This window comes from Deltaproteobacteria bacterium (genome assembly GCA_016874755.1).
Classification (GTDB): domain Bacteria; phylum Desulfobacterota; class Binatia; order UBA9968; family UBA9968; genus DP-20.
Genome location: VGTH01000056.1, coordinates 1 through 20,835 on the forward strand (window position 1 = coordinate 1; position 20,835 = coordinate 20,835).

A 20,835-nucleotide genomic window follows, 5' to 3' on the forward strand; every position below is an offset into this window, starting at 1 on the left:
CCTCAGTGTGCTTTTCTCTCATCGGCGTATCCTTTCCTGCCTGCGCCAACAGGCAGCCTTTCGTTTTTAGATTCGCGAAAGGGTACGCCTACCTATTTCCTATTTCCACACGCTTTGATCATAGCTCAAGATCAATCAAGCGATGAACATCCCAAGCCAGCAAGCCTTCTTTGCTTTTACGGAAGTGCTACCGCTTGCGCATGCAGAATGATGCCTAACGTATTAAGTGAACTGCCGATTCATCCGCGGGTTATTATGCCACCCGCAATTTTGACTCTGGCAGAATCTCCAGTAATATCGGCCAACTTGCTACTCCTGTCAATCGTCGCTGCCGACAAACGCTGCCGTAGCGGCGGGTTATCCAGATATCAGCCCGCGGTATAGCACAGCGCCGCTCAGCGAATCTCAACCCGAAATTCCTTGAGAAGCCGTTCGGCTCTTTCCTCTCCGAACTCCCTCACCATCTCCTCCCACAACGGTGATTTGCGAATCTTTTGCTGATAAGCCCTCGTCATTTCATCAAGCATCCCCGCGGCTTCTCTGTGTGAACGGCAGGCGATCGCTGCCGCTGCGATTTCCTCCTTGACTCGCGCTGTCGCTAACGCATAGCGTTAGCCAGTTAGCCCACACCGATCTCACAGGGAGGAACTGGCATGCCAAGGATCAAGGTATTCGTCGATAAACAAGACCGCAAGAAAGTTCTCGAACAGACGCGGCTCATCGAAGCTTACGATGCCTTCGTGCTGGTCGAGGCGAGCGACGCCGTGCTGCGCGCGCTCGCGCGCCGCTATCCGGTGGAAGACATCAGCAACCAGTACGCGCTGCAAATCGGCCAGCGCTCGGTCAATCCGGCGGCTCGCGGGCGTAAGCGCGGCGTCGATCAGATGACCGCCGGACTAGCCGACGGTCCGCACCATTACGTCATTCAATTCATCGGCCCGGTGAAGCAAAGCTGGTTGACTGCCGTGCGCGCCACCGGCGCCAAGCTGCGCAACCCCTACGGCAATTTTGGCTACATCGTATGGGCGCGGCCAGCCATGCTGGCCAAGATTGCCGAGCTGCGCTTCGTTCACTTTGTCGAGCACCTGGCACATCAGGCTCGTTTGGCCCCCGGCCTCACGGGCCCGGCGGCGCGCGGCGACGGCGACTTGCCGCGCCGGCAGGTGCGCCCGGGTGTCTATTCGGTCGAAATCTTCGATGCCAGCGACACCGAAAGAATCGCCCGCGCCGCCCGCACACTAGGCTTCAAAGTCTTATCAAAGGAAGCGCGGGCAAAGTTGCTATTGGTCGAATCGACGGAAAACGCCGCACCGAGGCGCAAGCAGCTGCAAGATCTTTGCACCGTGCACGGCGTGCGTTTCATTCGCGAGCGGGCGCTGCGCCGCACGTCGAACAACGTCGCCACCGGCATCATGGGCAACGTTTTTACGGCGACGGCGACGAACGGCCTCAAGCTCGCCGGCGATGGCGAAGTCGTCGCGGTGTGCGACACCGGCCTGGACACCGGCGACACCAGCTCGATTCATGCCGACTTCGCCGGCCGCATCGTCGCGATCAAGAGCTATCCGATCACGCCCGATTGGAATTCGATCATCTTCAACACCAACGGCGACGACGGCCCGGCCGATCTCGACTCCGGCCATGGCACCCATGTCGCCGGCTCGGTGCTCGGCAACGGCGCAGCTTCGAGCAGCGGCCCGGCAGTAATCCGCGGCCATGCGCACAAAGCCAAGCTGGTCTTTCAAGCCATCGAGCAAGAGATGAAATGGCGCCCCAACGCGCCGGCGTGGGCCCGAGCGGAGCGCTATCTACTCTCCGGCATTCCGGCCAATCTCCGCCCGCTGTTTCAATTTGCCCGCAATCAGGGCGCGCGCGTTCACTCAAACTCCTGGGGCGGCGGCGACGCCGGCGCCTACGACGATCAATGCGAGCAGTTCGATCAGTTTGTCTGGGACAACAAAGATTTCTGTTTTGTCATCGCCGCCGGCAATGACGGCACCGACAACGACGGCGATGGCAAGATCAATCTCACCAGCGTCACTTCGCCCGGCACGGCGAAGAACTGCGTCACCGTCGGCGCCTGCGAGAACTTGCGTCCCGAATTCAACACGGAAAAATACGGCGAATGGTGGCCGGGGGATTTTCCGGTCAATCCGATCAAGGGCGACCCGATGGCGAACAACGCCGCTCAGGTGGTCGCGTTCAGCAGCCGCGGCCCGACGCTCGATGGCCGCGTGAAACCGGAAGTTGTCGCGCCCGGCACGTTTATTCTCTCGACGCGCTCATCGCGCTTGGCGCCCAACAACTTTGCCTGGGGCGCCTACCCGACCAATCATAAATATTTTCACATGGGCGGCACCAGCATGGCGACACCGCTGGTCGCCGGAGCGCTGGCAGTGATCCGCGAGTTCCTGCGCAAGAAGCGCAACATCGCCAACCCGTCGGCGGCGTTGCTCAAAGCGCTGTTGATCGCCGGCGCCCAGCGTTTGACCGGCACCGCGCCAGTGGGAACCATTCTCGACAATCACCAGGGTTTTGGCCGCGTCAACCTCGACCGCTCGCTCAAGACGCCGCTTCTCACCGTCGACGCGCCGGGATTAACCACGGGAGAAAAAGCGACGTTCACCGTGGCGGTGCCGACCAGCAGCAAGGCCCTGCGCATCGCCTTGGCCTACACCGATTTTCCCAGCGACACGCTGGTGAATAATTTAAATCTCATGGCCACCGACCCGAGCGGCAAGCGCTACATAGGAAACCGTTCGAACGTCAGCCAGGGACCGATCGTCTTCGACGCCAACAATAACGCCGAAGCGATTCACGCGAGCAACGCGAAAAAAGGCAGCTGGAGCGTCGAAGTCATCGCCTCCAACGTCACTTCGGTGCGGCAAGACTTCGCACTGGCGGCGGTGTTGATCTGATTCTGCGTATCAAACTAAGGGAGCGCGAAAAGATACGCCACACTGTCGATCGAGCAGGGAAACCGGCCTAGGGATATCACCGCGAAGGGCGCGAAGGACACGAAGTTCGGAGAAAACTTTTTGATTATCTTCTCCTCGCCTTCGTGATCTTCGTGCCCTGCGTGGTGAATATTTTCCTCTGAAACTTTGCGTCTTTGCGCCTTTGCGGGCGATTCTTCCGGTCGGTTGCGGACTTTGGTGGTGAAAAACCAACGCTCTCAGCGTGCGCGCGGCTTCAAATCCCATGCGTACACATCCTCGCCAGGGTTGGCTTTGAAGTCGAAGCGATTACTGACGCCCTGTAACCCTTGATACTGATAGAGCCACGCCACCGGCGCTTCATCGAGCAACACCGACATGGCGCTCTGTAGGAGCTTCAAGCGCTTCGCCGAATCGAGGGTGGTCTGCTCGGCATCCAACGCCGTATCCACTGCGGGGATCGAATGCTCCAGCCGTTTGGTCACGCCGGTGCGAAAATATTGGTGCAAGTACTCGCTCGGGTCGACCACCGAGCCGCGGCCGAAAATATACATGCCGACCTTGCCGTTCTGAATCGCCGCAAAGCCGCTGTCCTGATCCTGGGTGCGAATCTTGGCGCGAATGCCAACCGCGCCGAGCATGCCGCCGATGGCCTCGGCGACGTCTTTTACTTTGTTGTACTGGCCCAGCGGCACTAGAAATTCGACTTCGAAGCCGCTCGGATATCCCGCTTGCGCCAGCAACGTTTTCGCCCGTGCCGGATCGTAGTTGTATTTCGGCTTGAGCTCGCGGCTATAGCCGTATTGGTCCGGCCCCACCGGTGCGTCCATGGGATAGGCGAATCCACCGAGCACGTTCTTGGTCAGCGCGTTGCGATCAATAGCGTAGTTGACCGCCTGGCGCACCTGTTTGTTCTTAAACTCCGGCACCGAGCTATGCATGCCGAGGAACATGATGTTAATCGTGCGCGCGCTTTCGATGCGCGCGCTGCCGCTCACCCGCGCGGCGCTCTCGGGCGGCACGTTGGAGATGACATCTACTTCACGATTGAGCAAGGACGTAATCGCCACTTCGGATTCCGGAATGTTACGAAAGATCACCTCGTCCACCGTCGGCCGGCGATCGCTGCGGCTGTAGCCCTGAACTTTTTCCACGACAAACCACTGGCCGCGCACCCAGTCTTTCAGCTTATACGGCCCGGTGCCGAGCGCGAGCTTATCCGCCGCGGCGGCGCCCAAACGATCGTAGGCCGCTTTGTTGGTGATGAAGCGCTGCGCCAAGCGAAACGCCAGCGCAGCATCCGGTTTCTTGGTCTGCAGGCGCACGGTCAGCGGGTCGATAGCTTCGATGGACGAGACATGCGCGATGCTGCTTCTCTGCTTGCTATCCGGGTCGTTGAGAATGCGCGTGTAGGAATGGACCACGTCGGCGGAACTAAACTCGCTGCCGTCGTGAAACTTGATACCCTTCTTGAGCTTGAACACCCAGGTGGTCGGGTCAGGGTTGCTCCACGACTCGGCGAGGATCGGCACTAACTTTCTCTGACTCCAGTTCCACTCAACCAACGGCTCGATCACATGTTTCCAAGTTGGATAGACCTGCGTGGTCGAGTGGGCATAGGGATTGAGCGTTTCCACTTGCACGCCCGGCAGCGCAATCGTCGCGGTCACCTTCTGTCCCTTTTGCGCCAACGCGCGATCCGCGGTGCCGCCGCCCAGCGCCAGCACAACAAACAACGTGATTAAGCGAATTTTCCAAATGGCCATGACTTCCTCCGACCTAGGTTCGCTGATACCGCTGCTGCCCCATTTGTTGCACAACTGCTTGTCGAAAAAAAGATGTAAATTCGGACGAGTTGCAATCTCGCCGGTTTCGATTTAGAGCAGCATGATCGATGTGCGCGTGGCGTAGAGTGGAGAAGAGCAGAATGCCGATTAAACGTTCCATAAAGAGACTTAGATTTGTTGTCGCAATGCTTTGCGCCCTGAGCCTGCCGATTCCAATCTATGGTCAACAGAGCAAAGCGCCAGCGGAGTGGGAGAAGCTGGTCGAGGCGGCGCGCAAAGAAGGCAAGGTCACCGTCTCGCTGCCGGCCAGCGCCGAACTGAAGCGGCAAATCGAGGAACAATTTAAGAAGCGCTTTGCCATCGAAGTGGAGGTGTTTACGGCCCGCGGCAGCGCCGGCGTGCGGCGCATGGCGGAGGAGTTCAAAGCCGGCGTGCGCCATTTCGACGTGCACATCGGCGGCTCGAACTCGATCATCTCAGGCATGTTGGATGAAGGCATCATCGACGCCATCGAGCCGTGGCTGATGCTGCCGGAGGTGCGAGAGCCAAAGCAATGGTGGGGCGGTCACATGTGGGTCGATAGCGCCAAGCGCTTTATTTATACTTTTCAAGCCTATCTGCCGGAAAGCATCTGGTACAATACGGAAATGGCCAAGCCGAGCGAGCTGCGCTCCATGGACGACTTTCTCAACCCGAAATGGAAAGGCAAAATCGGCTTTCTTGACCCGCGCACGCCGGGTGGCGGCGATGCGCACTGGTCGTACATGTGGCAAGTAAAGGGCGAAGAGTATCTCAAACAGCTCGTGGCCCAAGACTTGTTGCTGGGCCGCGATCAGCGCGTGCTCTCGGAAAACCTGGCGCGCGGTCGGATCGCTATTTTGGTTGGCAACACCTACTATTCGTTTCAACCGTTCGTGAAAGCCGGCCTGCCTGTGAAGCCGCTACCGACACCGAAAGAAGGAGTCTTCGGCACCGGCGGCAGCGGCAATTTGGCGATCATCAAAACGCCGGCCCATCCGAACGCGACCAAAGTGTTCGTCAACTGGCTCTTGAGCCGCGAGGGACAAGAAGTCTTCTCACGCGGCCTGGCGCAGGCGACGCGCCGGCTCGACGTCGACACCACATGGCTGCGCGAAACCGGCACAATCGCGGCCAAGGACGTGATGACACCAGAGGAATACTGGCGCGTAGAAAATCAGGCCGAAGATAAACTCGACAAGCTGCGCAAACCGGCGGTGAAAGCGGCCCAGACGCTGTTAAAATAAAAGTAGCGGTAGGGGCAACCGGCTGGTCGCCTGTCCCAACCGAAACGAACGGGACATTTCGACAATTGCGACCGAACGAAAGGATTTTACATGGCTAAGAACGCGACGAACCGCGATGCCAACTTCGAGATTTTAGAAGGATATTTCAAGCAGTACCCCGACGTGCCCAAGGAGACCATCGTCAAGCAGCACATGCTTAGCCTGGGCCATTGGTTCAGCGATGCGGCGCTCGACGCCTGCGCGGGCGCCCTGGTGAAATCCTATCGTTTGTTCTCCTACGATCTAGTGCCGATGTCCTATTTCAAGCGCAACGAGCACCGGCGAGTGCCTGAGCACTTCGTGCTGATCAACGGTCCGTACAACATGCGCCCGGTGGCGATCCAGACTTCGCTGTCGCCCGATTCGCCCTATCTCATCGACATCGTCGATGGCCGCATGGTCATGACCGTGGACGGCCGTGAGGTCTGTGAGATTCGCGTGCCCAAGACGCCGGACTACTATAGCAAGAGCCTGCCCGACGGCACGCCCTACCATGAGATCGTCGCCTTCGCGTCGTTCATCACGATTTTTCGCAACTGCCAATACTGGGGCGCCAAGGAAGAGTGCAAATTTTGCGATATCAATGAAAATGCGCGCCAGATGAAGCTATCGCGCGACTTTACGCTCAACGCGCCGGTAAAATCGGTCGAGGACGTCGTCACGGTTTGCGCCTACGTCGCCAATGACGCCAAAAAAATTGGCGCCGGCCAGGGCTTTGTCCTGAGCGGCGGCACGATCACGAAAACCTTGCACAGCAAAAGCGAAGCCGATTTCTACGTGCCCTATATCGAAGCGATCAAGAACATCGGCAGCACCCCGCGCATCACCTTCGAGGTCAACGCCCGGCCGCGCGAAGAAGTGAAGCGCTACAAAGACGCCGGCGCCGATCACATCCACTTCAACATGGAAGTGTGGGACAAGCAACTGTTTCCGTGGATCAACCCCGGCAAGGCCGAGCGCGTCGGCTGGGACAACTGGGTGCGCTGGATGGAAGATGCCGTGGAGGTGTTCGGCAACGGCATGGTGCAGCCGAGCTTCGTCTCGGGCATCGAAATGGCAAAGCCGCACGGCTTCAAGACCGTCGCGGAAGCGGTTGCCTCTGCGACGGACTGTTTTCAGTATCTGATGCCGCGCGGCATCATGCCGCGGCCGCAGCAGTGGCGCCGCGAGCCGGCGACGGCGCTCTGCAAAGAAGCCGAACAGCCGCCGGTGCCGTTGGACTACTACATTCAGATGACCCGTAGCTGGTATGAGACGTACGACAAAAATCGCGACAAGCTGCCCAAGTTCGGCACCCGCAAAGCCGGCCTACTGGCCGAGCGCAATTTGCTCGGCCCGGTGCACGGCTCCTACGGCGACTATGCCATGCTGAAAGAAAACCTGTTCCCGGTGGACGTAGAAGAGCAGATCAACCGGCGCAGCGTGCCGTGGAAAGATATCGAGGTAGGCGCCCATGTTTCATGATATTTCAGAGAAAATGCAGCAAGTAATGCGCGCCATGGAGGAACAGCTCGAGCGCGATCAACGTTCGCTGCGCAGCGTCGACACCGACGTGGCGCGCGTGCTAACACTACTCGCGATTTCGGCGCCGGCCGGAGCCTTTTTGGAATTGGGCAGCAGCGGCGGCTACTCGAGCATTTGGCTGGCGATCGCCGCCAAGATCAAAGGCGTGAAGCTTACCACGGTGGACCTCGACGAAAATAAAGTTGCACTAGCGCGCGAGAACGTCGCCAAAGCCGGCGCCGAAAATCAAGTGCAAGTTTTTCATGGCAACGCCTTCGACTACGCCGGCCAATCGGAACCGCTGGCGTTTTGCTTCTCCGACATCGAACCGCCGGAGAACAACGCAAAAATCTACGAACTGATCGTACCCCGCCTGGTGCCCGGCGGCTGGCTGGTGGTCGACAACGTCACCTCGCCGCGCCATCAAGCCGATTTCATCAAGCGCGCCTACAGCGACCCGCGCGTCGACGCCGTGCTCTTGCCCTTCCCCAAGGGCGATATGATTTGTCGGAAAATCTGAACTCGCACAACTGAGCGACAAGCCTTAACCAACCGCACATCCCCGATGCCACCCCAACACAAGGGGTGGCACATAATCCCAATGGTCCGATCGACCGCACAACAATCCGCCTTTTTCCATCCCACACAGCCACAGATTTACCCGCGCACTGGCCGCTCTTCTTCGGTAGCGGCGCGCTCGCGTAGCGGCTCCACACTGAGAATTAGGCTCTGGAGGTTTTTATGCTGCAAGGCGAGCGCCGCCGATCGATCGATCGCTTCTAACAACTCGTCAATCTGCTGTTCATCTTCATTGCGGCTTGGCACAGGCCGCGCCTGCCTGCCGGCGTTGCGCACGCAGTCGAGGATTTCTTTGATGCCGATGGTTTCCGGGTCACGGCCAATGACATAAGTCTGTTGGTCGGCCAATGCCAGCACGAGACGATGATCCTCGAACATTTCCATAAAGTCGCGCGTCAGTCCGGCGGGAATGCGCAGCAGCGCGGCGACATCGGCCACGCTCAGCGCATCGCGGCCGTGATAGAAATTGCGGCCAATGAGCAGCATCATCTGCAGCGCGAGTTTCTCGCGCCCCGCCGGGCTATGGGCCAGAAGCTCGCGGTCGGGTTGGTAGAAACGCAGATGCTGGTGCGCATAGGCCACCTGCGCGCCCAGTAGCACAATTACCCAGCCGATATGCAGCCAAAACAAAAACAGCAGGAGTATCGCGAAGCTGGAGTAGATCGCATAGTACTGCGTCGATGACGCGACGAAGACCGCAAAACCCCAACCCACAGTTTGCCATAGGATCGCTGCCACCAACCCGCCGATCAGCGCCGAGCGCACTCGGACCTGGGTGTTGGGAATAAAAATGTAAAAGAAGGTGTAGGCGCCCCAAAGGGTCAGATAAGGCAGCAAGCGCAGCAGGCCGAGAATCACTGCACCGAACGGCTCAAGGGCGATCAACTTTTGGACAAAGGCGCTGCTCTGCAGCGTCGCGGTGATCGTGAGGGCAGAGAAAATCAACACGGGGCCGACGAGAATCACGCTCAGATAGTCGCTGAACTTGCGCGCCCAGGTACGTGGCGAGCGCACGCGCCACACGTGGTTGAAAGCATCTTCGATGGTCGCCATCAACGAGAGCACGGTGAGAAACAACGTGATCAGCCCGACACTGCCCAAGGCACTAGCGCTCATGCGGTCGACGAAGTTAAGCAGCGCATCGATGATGTCTTCACCCTTGTCGCCAAGTGGCTCCAGGGCTTCGAGCAGCGCCGGCTCCATGCGATTGTGCACGCCGAAGGCTTTGAGAATCGAAAAGATCACCGCCAGCGCCGGCGCCAACGACAACAAGGTTTTGAAGGCCAGCGCCATCGCCTGGAGTTTTACGAGATTTTCGAAGAAATCTCGCGTCACCATGACGATGATCTTGACGACCGTGTGCGCGGCACGACCCGCCCACGACGCACCGACCGGTTCACTATCGTAGATACGGTCGAACACCCGTGTCTTGAACTGCTGCAGCGGACGTTTCGATTCTTGCGCGCGCGTCGTCATGGGAAGAAAAGCCAAGCGCAAAGGGCTAGCCGGCAAGATAAAAGCCCGAGGGGAATTTCATCGAATCTTCTGTTTCGGTCTTTGACCGCTCATCTCGGATCTTTGTAAAGCTTACCAGCTTTGTCCGAACACGACAAAAGCGCATCGGTGGGCGTGATCGATCACGCCCCTACATCCGATCTTTTTCGCGTCGTGGGCATTTTTCGCGGCCATCGGTTTTGCGTTCTTTGCGTTCTTTGCGGTAGATTCATCCCTTCCGAAATTATGCCAACACCAACATCGACGAACGCTCCGTTGCGCCGGGCGCTCAACACCCCGGGCCTGGCGGCCGTGACATTTTTCTGCGTTGCCGGCGGGCCGTTCGGTTTGGAAGACGCAGTCGGAGCCGCAGGGCCACAATTGGCGCTGCTCGGCATTGTTTTGTTGCCTTGGTTCTGGAGTTTTCCCACCGCGCTGATGACCGCCGAGCTGTCGACGGCCATGCCGGAGGATGGCGGCTATGTCGTCTGGGTCGAAAAAGCCTTCGGCCGCTTCTGGGGCTTTCAGGAAGGCTGGCTCAGTTGGCTCTGCAGCTTCGCCGACAACGCGCTTTATCCAGTTATGTTCGTCGACTATCTCGCCTATCTGCGCGGTGATATGTCGCCGACGGAACGCTGGCTCATCGGCGCCAGTTTGGTTCTGGTCATCACCTGGTTGAACATCCGCGGCATCCAACTAGTCGGCTTCATGTCGGTGATCTTCACATTGTTCGTCCTCGCGCCGTTCATCGTCATGATCGTCCTCGGCGCGCCGCGGGTGGAGACCGCGCATTGGTTCGCGTCCAGCGGTGACGCAAGCGGCAGCGTCAACTGGGCTTTGCTCATGAGCGTGCTTTTATGGAACACCAGCGGCTGGGACAATGCCGGCTGCTGCGCCGGTGAAGTCGCCAACCCGGCGCGCAGCTATCCGCGCGCGATGATCGTTTCAGTTATCGTCGTCACGCTTGTCTATCTCCTCCCTTTGCTCGTCGGCGTGAGCATCGACACCGATTGGGCGCAATGGAAAGAGGGCGAGTTCCCTAAAATCGCCGCCCAGGTCGGCGGCGGTTGGCTCGGCACATGGCTGACCGTGGCGGGCTTGGTGACAGCGGCGGGCATGTTCAACGCGCTTTTGTGCACTTCCTCGCGTGTGCCCTTTGCCATGGCCGAGCGCCGCATGCTGCCGCGCGGCCTTGCGGCGCTGCACAAAAAGCACGCCACGCCTTGGCGCTCGATCGTCATCAACAGCCTCGGCGTCGCGGCGCTGATCCCCTTCTCGTTTCAGGAATTGATCGAAGTCGACATGTTTCTCTACGCCGCGTCGATGATTTTGGAATTCGCCGCGCTGGTCTGGTTACGGATCAAAAAACCGGAAATGACTCGCCCCTATCGCGTCCCCGGTGGCACCGCCGGCGCGGTCGCGCTTAGCATTCCTCCGACGGCACTTTGCTTTCTCAGTATTGGCCTGGCGAACCACGCCACGCTGTACGTCGGCGTCGCAGGGATAGCGCTGGGCCTCCTTGTCTATCGCTGGCAAAGCTGACGCAGCGCTGTGAATGAGCTTGAAGCGCCGCCGAATTCGTAGCCGACCCGGCTTGCAACGCTATTTGTAAATCCGGCCAATAAATCCTTCCTTCTCCAACTCCAAAACCAAACTATCGTCGACAATGTCGTCGACCTTCATCGTGCTGCCCGGTTTGCGCGACACGGCGTCTTTGACTTGGGTGTCCATGCCCTCGCGATTGACCAGCGGCACTTGCTCGAACAGCTTGGCGCTCGACTGATAGGCCGCATCCAGGAAAGCCTCGTTGTTGTGGCGCGTGTATTTCGCCATGATTTTTTTGCTTTCTTCTTTGCGCGTCTTGTAAAAGTGCGTGCTCTCGATCAGCGCCATCAAGAGCCGCTTCATCGTGTCGCGGCTATTCTTGACGAAAGCTTTCGACGCCGTCGGGCAAACGTAAGGGAACGGAAATCCTTTGGGGAAATCCGCCGTGCTGGCAAGAATGCGGTGCGGCATGCCATGGGTCAGATGAATCACGCCTGGCGGCGCCGGGAACGCGATGATGCGCCCGGTGCGAAACGCCGCGGCGCGCTCGGTGGATCCACCGACCTGGAGAATCGCCACGTCCTTATCGGCTTCCAGCTTAAGCTCCTTGAGAAAGATGCGCGCCGCGACATCGGATGAGCTACCGACGCGGCTAATGCCGATGCTCTTGCCCTTGAGTTGGGCGGCCGACTTGATCGACTCATGCACGACCAAGTCATAGGGCAGCGTGTTAATGAAGCAGCCGACGGCGACCACGCTCGCCCCGCCCACGGCCGCGTTGGCAATCGCGCCGCCGGAAATATTTCCCACCGCCACCGAACCCGCCACCACCGCGGAAATCGTCGTCGTCGAAGAGGGAATATAGATCAACTCGACGTCGAGGCCGTACTTTTTGTAGGTGCCGCGCTCCTTGGCGATATACCAATTGGCGTTGGGCGCATCGACGGAACTGAACGCCAGCGTTTGCTGCTGCGCCAAAGCGTCAGACACGGCCACAAAAAACATGAGCGACAAGCCCGCCCACAGGGTCATCTTGCATCGCTGTTGCATCGGACACCTCCGCGATAGGTTGACCAGAGATGGGCGTTCTTACCTCAAGAACTCGCCGCAAGCAAGGAGAAACTGCACGGGGAAAACCATCCGACGGATCAGTCGCATCAGACCGATCCGTCGGACGCCAAGAGTAACACTAGTTCTGCTGAATCCCGTAGCGGCGTGCAAACATATAGTAGAGAATCGCCACGGTAACGAGAATCACTGTCCAGATAACGCCGAAGGCGGCCAGCTCGCCGACCTGGGCGTTTTCCCAGAGCTCGAAGATGGCGACGGACACGACCGGGGTTTGCGGGCTGACGAGCAGCACGGACATGGAGAGTTCCTTGGCCGAAAGCAGGAAGATGAAAATCCACCCGCCTAAGAACGACGGAGTGATCAGCGGCAAAATGATTCGGCGCATGGAGCTGAACCAAGACGCGCCGGAAACGTAGGAGGCTTCTTCCAATTCTTTGTGCAACTGCAGTAAGCCGGAATGGTTGTAACGAATACCATAGGGAATGTAGCGCGTCGCAAAGGCGATCAGGAGAATCCACAGCGTGCCATATACGGGAATCGGCACGAAAAGATAGAAACGCAAAATCGCCAGGCCCATGACGATACCGGGAAACATCAGCGGCAATGTCGTCAGAAAGTCGAGCAGCCAGCGGCCGCGAATCTTGGTGCGCACGAGAATCCACGACGCCAACAGCGTTAACGCCATAACGAAGGTGGCGCTACCCAGACCGAGCAGCACGCTATTCTTCACCGAATCGAGGAGCTTGGGGAAATGCAGCGCCGTGACGTAGTTCTTGATCGTGAACTTCGAGATCGCCTCGATCGACGGCTGCATGTAAAACGGCAACAGCGACGCCCAAAGAATGATTAGAAATGGCAGCAAGAGCAGAATCAGCGAGTAGGCCAGCAAGCCGGCGCCGGTGACATAGCGCCAGCGGCCCAGGCTGATCAGCGCCGGGCGATAGCCCTTGCCGGTAACAGTGTGGTAGCGGTCGCCTTCGCGGGTGATGCGAAAATAAAAATAGAGAGTAATACCGACCACCACCATGAGCAGCACGGCAAAAGCCCCGGCGCTGCCGTATTGCGGCGGCAGCTTCTGCGCGTCGAGGTAAATCGATGTCGTCAGCACGCGGATATCGCCCGGCAGTCCGACCAGCGCGGGAATTTCAAAAGACTCGAAGGTGCGAATAAAAATCAGCAGCATGACCGAGAAAAGCGCCGGCAGCATGAGCCGCAGCGAAACCTTGCGCATGGTTTGCCACACCCGCGCGCCGCAGGCGGCCGAGGCTTCTTCGAGCGACGGGTCCATCGAGCGAAACGCGGCGGCCAGCATGAGAAAAACGAAGGGCGACCATAACAGCGACTCAATCAGCACCATGCCGAACATGGAGTAAACGTTGAGGACCGGTGTGGTTTGATTGAAAATGATTTTCAGCCAATAGTTCACCGGCCCAGCTTTGCCGAGCAGCAACAGCCAACCGATGGTGTAGAGAATGAACGGCGTGCCAAAGGACGCAAACGCGGTGAAGTAGCCCAGGCCGCGCAGCGGACTATCGGTGCGCACGACGATCCAGGCGATGGAACCGCCCAAGGTCGTGGCGCAGACAGCACTCAACACCGAGAAGTAAAACGAATTCAAAAACGGCCCGATGATCTGCAATCCGCTCAGCAAATCGCGGTAATATTTGAAGGTGAACTGATCGATCTCGCCAGTCAGCTTGCTGGTAAACAGGCTGGTTTGAATGACGGAGTAGAGCGGCGGCAAAACCAAGTAAGCCGTCACCAGCGAGACGCTGATCATGACGCAGGTGGCGACATCGAAGCGGGAGGCGAGGTTGGCCGACAGCGACGCGCTGTCGCTGTTGGTTTTCAGCGGCAGATCAATAGTTTCTGTAGGTTGCTTGGCCATGATTCAGATTGCTACTTCACAAAGATGCTGTTGAAAATATCCACCCATTCGTTGCCCTTGTCGAATTGGTTATCGGGGTTGACGTAGTAGGCCTTGTTGAAACGGCCGCCGCCCGGCTTCAGGTCTACTTGTTTGGCCGGCAACTTCGGATGGGCCGGCAAATAGTTCGACTGCTGGTAGACGCGCTGGCCCTTCTCCGAAAGAATAAAATCGATCAGCAGCATGGTCGCGTGCGGATGGGGCGCGAATCGGCCGATGCCGACGTTGTTGATGCTCGCGGTCGCCGGCTCGTGCACCTGCCACTCCACCGGCGCACCGAGATTCTTGCTAATGAATGCGTGATGATTGAACATCTGCAGCGCCAACGGATATTCGCCGGCAATCGTCAGATCGAGCACCTGGCGATTGCTTGCGGTCGTCTTGGCGATGTTTTGCTGTCGCAACTTTTGCAGATAGGCGCGGCCGGCTTCATTGCCCATGGTGTTGAGGATCGTGCCAACGAACATTGGCGCGCCCGAGCCGCGGCTGGTCGACCACATCATTTGGCCTTTCCATTTCGGATTGAGCAGATCTTCGTAGGTCTTCGGCACTTCGGCCGCTTTGACCATGCGCGTGTTGTAGCCGGTGGCAAAAAAGTACAAATTGGTTGCCGCCCAAAAACCATTGGCATCCTTCAGCTCGGCTGGGTACTCGGCAAGATAGGGCGAGTGGAAGCGCTGCAAATAATTCGCCCGCCGCACCATGGTCGGCGACACCGTGCCGTCAATCATGTCGACCTCGTAGCGCTTGGCGCTGTACTCGGAGATCATGCGCTGGACGATGTTCTCGGTGTTGGCGCGGAAGAACTCCATCGTTATGAATGGGTATTCTTTTTCGAACGCGACTTTGAGCGGCCGCACCACCTGATCGACGATCAGCGTTGTATACCAGGAGACCTTGCCTTCTTTTTTGGCGCCTTCGACCAGAATCTTCTGACGGTCGGCAGATTTGAGATTGGCAATGTCCTCGACCGATGCCGCCATGGCGAGGCCCAGCCAACCAAAGATAAAGGCGCAGCATAACAACCCATTCAGACGAACCATCTGCGAGCCCCCTCCGTTCGTTCCATGCAATCGCTGCCCGAAGCTAGTCCTTCTGCCCTTAAGTTGTCAAGGTAAATGAGCAGCGCAGGGCGACCAACCGGTCGCCCCTAGAGCTCAGGGCGAACGGCTTGGAGACTAAAGCCATCGCAAGAGTGCTTTCATGCCGCCTGTCGAAGTATTCTCGCGATTTTTTTCATCTGCTAGTTTCTGTTGCCCGATCTTGCTTTAGCTTCGAGCAGTGCCCGCAGAATATCCTCCGCCTTGGCGGCATCCACCCGCGACGCGTCTTGCCAAATCACTCGGCTGTCGGCGGCCCGACTCAAAGCAGCCTCGGCTGCCTTGGTGTCGGTATTGCCGTCGGTTAGCAGCACAATCTTGGTTAAATGATTCGCTTCGCTCAACGCTTGCAATTCGTACAAACAGCCTCGGCTATTCTCCGACAGCCCGCGTAGATCCATTAGCACACGATCCGCGCGGCCAACCAGCGCCATCAAAACGCTCTGCCAAGTCGTGTCATAACAATAAAAATCGTTGACGCGATAGCGTCCGTCAGCGTCGGGCCGGGTATCGAGCTTTGCCAATTGCTCCTTGAGCGTCGCTTCATCCTTTATGTAGCGTTGGGCGATCGAGCCTTCCATGTAGGCAAACAGATCGTCCGGCGCCAGCGTGCGCGACGCGAGGTCGCTGCCGGCGATCAACACGACCGAGCCGGAGTAGCGCCAGCGCTCGATAATCTGATCGAACAACCATTCAACTTCGGCGTCGCGGCGGAAGACCCGTAACACGAGCAGCACCGGCGCCGCGCCCTCTTTTTTCAAGAAGGGCGCCGCCAGCCGCAGTCCGAGCGGAATCCATAACCACGCACCCATGGCGGCGAACGAAGTCGCCCCAACGATCCTGACGAAGGCAGCGCGTAAGTCAGCAGGCAGACCAGCCAATAGCCCGCGTAGAGATACGTCGCTTCAGAAAACCATTTCCCCCGGTAGGATCGAGCCAGCCAACGGCCAAAGGCACGGATCGGCCAATAGGCGATCACCCACGGAACGATCGCGAATAACACAAACGTCCCCACAGCACCGAACAGGCCAACCAGCGCGCCGATCCAAGACGAAAACCCGGAGTCGACACCGCGCTCCAAAGCGTCGAGCCCAAGCGTCGAAGCCCCTGCCAGAAGAAAAAACGGCGGGAAAAGATAGGGCGCCGCAACGCGGGTTTTGCCACTGCCAGCCAGCAGCAGCAAAGCGACAAGAGGAAAGCCAATTTGACCACCAAGCCAAAGCATCAGACCGAGAAAACTCTGCTGCTCTTCGGAGCGCAGCCAAGTAATCAGCACGCTAAACAAAAAGTACAAAATAGCGACGCCGGTCGTGCGCCACCAAGACCAGCGCCACAACATGCCGAGGACAAAAACGATCGGCACCGAGTAGACAATGCCGATAATGGCTAATTTGATCGGACCAAAGCCACCCTCCGGATAGATGAAAGTCAAAATATAGCCTGCCGCCGTGATGCCGATGAGCAGCGAAATCGCAACCATCACTAACGCTAGACGCCGAGCGGCGTTGCGGTTGGCGTCTGGAGAAACTTCGCTGCTACCTGGCGGCGCCTCGGTGGGTTGAGCAACCAAAGCCCCTGCAGCTGGGACTGCAGCGTCTCGTGGCGCAACACCGCTCGCCATCAGCTTTACAATGCGGCGGCGATAGAGCCACGACACGACGCGAGCCGCAAGGCTTGCCAGAATCAGCGCGACCAGGAAGATGAAGAGTAATTTTCCGTGCATGAAATCGCCGCACCGCGTGGGAAAAGCTTCGTATTGACTCAGCGCGGCGCAGGCCAGTTGTTTGTGAAAACCTAGGCCGGGTAACGAGAAGTTGTCAAGAAGAAAGGCAGCTCGGCAGCGGTCTTAGCCATGCTGGAGGCGATGGAGTGGCTCGGCGAGATTGACAAAAAGTATCTGTCCCACCGTGAGGAACACATGGCGGGCAACGAGTGGCCCAGGCTCCATCGAAGACCGCGACGGATCTCCGATGGAGCCTCGCTAGCCCGAATTATTCATGCGACGGGGAAAACCCATGACACTGTCCCATGTAGTCAAGCTCAAATTGGACTGCTATTTCAAGAAGTTTTTATCGAAATACTCTACCCAGGCGTCGCCTTCGTTCAATTGCGAATCGGGCGTGAAATACAGGGCGCGCTTGAAGCGGCCTCCGCCCGGTTTGAGATCGATTTGCTTGGCGGGGATCCTTGGATGCGACGGCAAGTAATTCACCCCCTGAATGACTTTCTGGCCTTCCTCCGACAAGATGAAATCGAGCAGCAGCAGCGCTGCGTGCGGATGGGGCGAGCGTGTCACCGGCGAGATCGTGTTGATGGTCGCCGACGCCGGTTCGATGGGCGACCAATCCACCGGCGCGCCCGCCGATTTGCTGATATGGGCGTGGTGATGAAAGATGTGCAGCGCGAGCGGATATTCGCCGGCGATGACCAAATCCAACAACTGCCGGTTGCTCGCCGTGGTCTTGGCAGGGTTCTGTCCCTTTAACTTTTGCAGATACGCTTTGCCCGCTTCGTCTCCCATGGTCTTGAGGATATTGCCGATCATCATCGGCGCGCCCGAGCCCCGGCTAGTCGACCACATCATCTGCCCCTTCCAGCGCGGGTGCAGCAAATCTTCGTAGCTCTTCGGCACTTCGTTGGGCTTGACCATACGGGTGTTGTAACCGACCGCGAAGAAATAAACGTTGCTCACGCCCCAGTAGCCCTGCGGATCTTTCAGCTCGGCCGGATAGTCGGCAAAGTGAGGTGTATAGAAACGCTGCAAGAAACCAGCCTTTTTCACCATCGGCGCGGTTACCGTGCCGTCGACGATATCGACCTCGTAGCGCTTGCCCTGATATTCGGAAAACATCTTTTGCACGATGCGCTCCGAGTTGCCGCGGAAATGATCGATGGCAATGAACGGATATTTTTTCTCGAAGGCCTCTTTGATCGGCCGCACGACTTGATCGACGATCAGCGACGTATACCAGGTGATCTTCTTTTCTTTCATGGCGCCTTCGACCAGCAGCTTCTGCCGGTCCGGCTTGTTGTAGAGCATGACATCGTCGACGGTGGCGGCCTGCGACTGAGAAAGCGCGCAACAAAACAGCGCCATCACACTCGACAAGAAAATATTTCGCAGCTTCATAGTGAACTCTCCAAACTGTTACGCCGTAAACATGGCGGGTTACGCTGCCGACTCTTTACTTATTTCAAAATCGTCTCGGCAAACTTCCCCGCTGGCGCGCGCACCTTCGTGTACTTGTCTTCCAGGTGATTGCGCACACGGTGATATTGCTCCACTGTCAGTGAGTCTTTGGCGGCATTGATGCCGAGCTTGGCGAGCCAGCGCGTCTCGACGTCCAACCGGCGCGTGCCGTTTTCCATCACCTTGTTGTACCACTCCTGCCCTTCTTTACTGAGAAACCAATTAACGAAAACTCTAGCAGCGTTGGGGTTGGGCGGATTTTTCACCACGCCGATGACGCCAAAGCCATTGCTGGTAGGCAGCCCTTCTCTAGGCGCCGGCACCGGCTTGAGCGGCAGGCCGGCATCCACATAGGGGTCCACCGGAGAGCGACCTAAGCCAAACGCCACAGCGATCTTGGCTTTCGCCAGGGCGTCGGCAAGTTGGCGCAAATCGCGCGTCAAGAACAAATCCTGCGCCGCTAGCTTCTTGAGAAACTCTTCGCCTTTGATGTCCCACATGAACGACCAGATGCCTTGGCCGGAGCTGGGCACGCGCGGATCGCTGAAGCCAATCTTGCCCTTCCACTTCGGCTGGAGAAAATCGTCGAAGCTTTTGAAGTCTTCGGCTTTGGCCAGGGTCGCGTTGAACCAGGCGTTTTGCGTCGCCACGTCGGCGAGAAACGAGTAGAGAAACTTGCTGGTGCCGAGATTGTCTTCCCAAACATGGCCGCCAAACCATTGCTTGGGATCTCTGACTTCAGGGAGAATCCAGAACGACTCGATCGGCTCCAGCATGCCATCGTGCGCCAGGCTCACCGCGGTGCCGGTGCCGCAGATGATCGCATCGAAGTAGCTCACCCCCGCTTTCTTTTCCGCCGCGATGCGCGCAGCGTTCTTCGGCCCCGATGCCGGCACCAGCTCGGCTTCGATGCCAAACTTCTGGCGCAGGACACTCTCCATCTCTTTGCGCAGCTCATTGGACGGCGGTATCGCCAGCACAACCTTGCCCTCTTTTTTCGCCGCCTCGACGACCTTGTCCCACTCGGGGGGCCGACGGGCTTCGGCGGCGAGCGCGCTCTGTACGCTAGCCAGCGCCACGGAAACAACCAATATTTTTATTGCCAAACTATTTTTCATGATCGCCATCGGTCCAGTTCCTAGTTTCCGCTTTTGGCATTCACAGTTTATTTCAAAATCGTCTCGGCAAACTTGGCCGCCGGCAGGCGCACGGCGGTGTACTTGTCTTCCAGATGATTGCGCAGCTTATGATATTGCTGCACGGTCAAGGTATCTTTCGCCGCCGAGATGCCGGTGTCTTTCAACCATTTGGTGTTCACGTCCAAGCGCCGTGTGCCGTTTTGCATGACTTTCGCGTACCAATCTTGACCTTCACGGCTCAAGAACCAGTTGACAAAAACTCTGGTCGCGTTCGGGTGCGGCGGGTCCTTGATGACACCGAGCACGCCAAAGCCGTTGCTCGCTGGCAAACCTTCTTTGGTCACCGGCGCCGGCTTCAGCGGCAAACCGGCCTTGACGAACGGCTCCGTCTGACTGCGGCCCAAACCGAAGGCAATCACGACCTTGCCCTTCGCCAGCGCGTCCGCCAGTTGACGCAGGTCGCGCGTCAAGAACAACTCCTGCGCGACGAGTTTCTTGAGAAACTCTTCGCCGCGATGCTCCCACATAAACGACCAGATCGATTGCCCCGAGCTCGGCACGCGCGGATCGCTGAAGCCAACCCGCCCTTTCCATTTGGGATTCAAATAATCATCAAAGCTGCGCAGCTCCTGCGGCTTGGCGAGGCTGGTATTGTACCAGGTGCTGTGCGTGCTGACGTCGGCGAGAAAAGAGATGAGAAACTTATGGGTGTTGACGTTGTCTTCCCAAATATGACCGCCCCACCACTGTTTAGGATCTTTGACCTCGGGCAGAATCCAAAACGATTCCAGCGGCTCCAACATGCCGTCGTGGGTCAGCCCAGCCGCGGTGCCGGTGCCGCAGATGATTGCATCGAAATAATTAACGCCGGCTTTTTTCTCGGCGGCGATGCGGCTTGCGTTCTTCGGACCGGGCGCAGAAACCAGCTCAGCTTCCAATCCAAACTTCTGCTTCAGCAGCGGCTCCAACGCCGTGCGCATCTCGGTGGCCGGCGGAATCGCGAGTACGATCTTGCCTTCTTTCTTGGCCTCTTCTAGCGCCTTGTCCCACTGCGGCGGAGCCTTCGCTTCGGCGGCGAAGAGAACGGTGCTCCAACACGCCACCAGAAATATCGCTAGCAAGATGATCCGGTTTCTTATCTGCACGATCTCATCCGAACTTCCCCCTTTGAAAAAGGGGGATCGAGGGGGATTTCTTCCAAGCGCAACGGAAAAAATCCCCCTACCCCCCTTTTTCAAAGGGGGGATGAAAACCTACTTT

The 20,835-nt window shown here is 58.1% G+C and carries 15 protein-coding genes; 5 read left to right on the forward strand and 10 right to left on the reverse strand.

Features of this window, described 5'->3' with window-relative positions; genetic code table 11:
• The first annotated feature begins 653 nt into the window (after positions 1-653).
• Positions 654-2,918 (forward strand): serine protease, encoded by a 2,265-nt coding sequence (locus FJ145_23660; GenBank protein ID MBM4264409.1) that lies wholly within the window; start codon positions 654-656, stop codon positions 2,916-2,918.
• 257 nt (positions 2,919-3,175) lie between these two features.
• On the opposite strand, the gene FJ145_23665 is transcribed toward FJ145_23660, so the two are convergent.
• Positions 3,176-4,702: a hypothetical protein gene (locus FJ145_23665; protein ID MBM4264410.1), complete on the reverse strand. Its 1,527-nt coding sequence runs from the start codon at positions 4,700-4,702 to the stop codon at positions 3,176-3,178.
• 128 nt (positions 4,703-4,830) lie between these two features.
• Here FJ145_23665 and FJ145_23670 point away from each other — a divergent pair, with 128 nt between their 5' ends.
• The 3 genes from FJ145_23670 (at position 4,831) to FJ145_23680 (ending at position 8,050) form a co-directional block, all read left to right on the forward strand.
• Positions 4,831-5,988: an extracellular solute-binding protein gene (locus tag FJ145_23670; GenBank protein MBM4264411.1), complete on the forward strand. Its 1,158-nt coding sequence runs from the start codon at positions 4,831-4,833 to the stop codon at positions 5,986-5,988.
• A 90-nt stretch (positions 5,989-6,078) separates the two neighbouring features.
• Positions 6,079-7,491: a hypothetical protein gene (locus FJ145_23675; protein MBM4264412.1), complete on the forward strand. Its 1,413-nt coding sequence runs from the start codon at positions 6,079-6,081 to the stop codon at positions 7,489-7,491.
• Entirely contained in the window at positions 7,481-8,050 is a 570-nt protein-coding gene (locus FJ145_23680) for an O-methyltransferase (GenBank protein ID MBM4264413.1), read from the forward strand. The genes FJ145_23675 and FJ145_23680 overlap by 11 nt, the downstream gene beginning before the upstream one ends.
• 137 nt (positions 8,051-8,187) lie before the next feature.
• Here the strand turns inward: FJ145_23680 and FJ145_23685 are convergent, their stop codons facing one another.
• Positions 8,188-9,585, reverse strand: coding sequence for a YihY/virulence factor BrkB family protein (locus FJ145_23685; protein ID MBM4264414.1), 1,398 nt, complete (start codon positions 9,583-9,585; stop codon positions 8,188-8,190).
• A 264-nt stretch (positions 9,586-9,849) separates the two neighbouring features.
• Between FJ145_23685 and FJ145_23690 the strand changes: the two genes are divergently transcribed.
• A complete protein-coding gene (locus FJ145_23690; GenBank protein MBM4264415.1) occupies positions 9,850-11,145 on the forward strand; it encodes an APC family permease in 1,296 nt (431 codons plus the stop codon).
• Positions 11,146-11,205: 60 nt separating this feature from the next.
• Here FJ145_23690 and FJ145_23695 read toward each other — a convergent pair whose 3' ends face one another.
• The 8 genes from FJ145_23695 to FJ145_23730 form a co-directional block, all read right to left on the reverse strand.
• Positions 11,206-12,198 (reverse strand): ABC transporter substrate-binding protein, encoded by a 993-nt coding sequence (locus tag FJ145_23695; GenBank protein ID MBM4264416.1) that lies wholly within the window; start codon positions 12,196-12,198, stop codon positions 11,206-11,208.
• 139 nt (positions 12,199-12,337) lie between these two features.
• Positions 12,338-14,107, reverse strand: a complete 1,770-nt coding sequence (locus FJ145_23700; protein ID MBM4264417.1) for an iron ABC transporter permease — start codon at positions 14,105-14,107, stop codon at positions 12,338-12,340.
• Between the two features lie 11 nt (positions 14,108-14,118).
• Entirely contained in the window at positions 14,119-15,189 is a 1,071-nt protein-coding gene (locus FJ145_23705; protein ID MBM4264418.1) for an extracellular solute-binding protein, read from the reverse strand.
• A gap of 200 nt (positions 15,190-15,389) precedes the next feature.
• On the reverse strand, positions 15,390-16,058 hold the full coding sequence (locus FJ145_23710) for a hypothetical protein (protein ID MBM4264419.1): 669 nt from the start codon (positions 16,056-16,058) through the stop codon (positions 15,390-15,392).
• Positions 16,004-16,969 carry a hypothetical protein gene (locus FJ145_23715; GenBank protein ID MBM4264420.1) on the reverse strand — a complete coding sequence of 322 codons (966 nt, stop codon included), beginning with the start codon at positions 16,967-16,969 and terminating at the stop codon, positions 16,004-16,006. Before FJ145_23715 ends, FJ145_23710 begins: the two co-directional genes overlap by 55 nt.
• A 330-nt stretch (positions 16,970-17,299) precedes the next feature.
• Positions 17,300-18,376 carry an extracellular solute-binding protein gene (locus FJ145_23720; protein ID MBM4264421.1) on the reverse strand — a complete coding sequence of 359 codons (1,077 nt, stop codon included), beginning with the start codon at positions 18,374-18,376 and terminating at the stop codon, positions 17,300-17,302.
• Positions 18,377-18,435: 59 nt separating this feature from the next.
• The gene (locus FJ145_23725; protein ID MBM4264422.1) at positions 18,436-19,563 is read right to left on the reverse strand and encodes an extracellular solute-binding protein; all 1,128 of its coding nucleotides are present in this window, start codon (positions 19,561-19,563) and stop codon (positions 18,436-18,438) included.
• A gap of 38 nt (positions 19,564-19,601) precedes the next feature.
• Positions 19,602-20,720: an extracellular solute-binding protein gene (locus FJ145_23730; GenBank protein ID MBM4264423.1), complete on the reverse strand. Its 1,119-nt coding sequence runs from the start codon at positions 20,718-20,720 to the stop codon at positions 19,602-19,604.
• Positions 20,721-20,835: the final 115 nt, after the last annotated feature.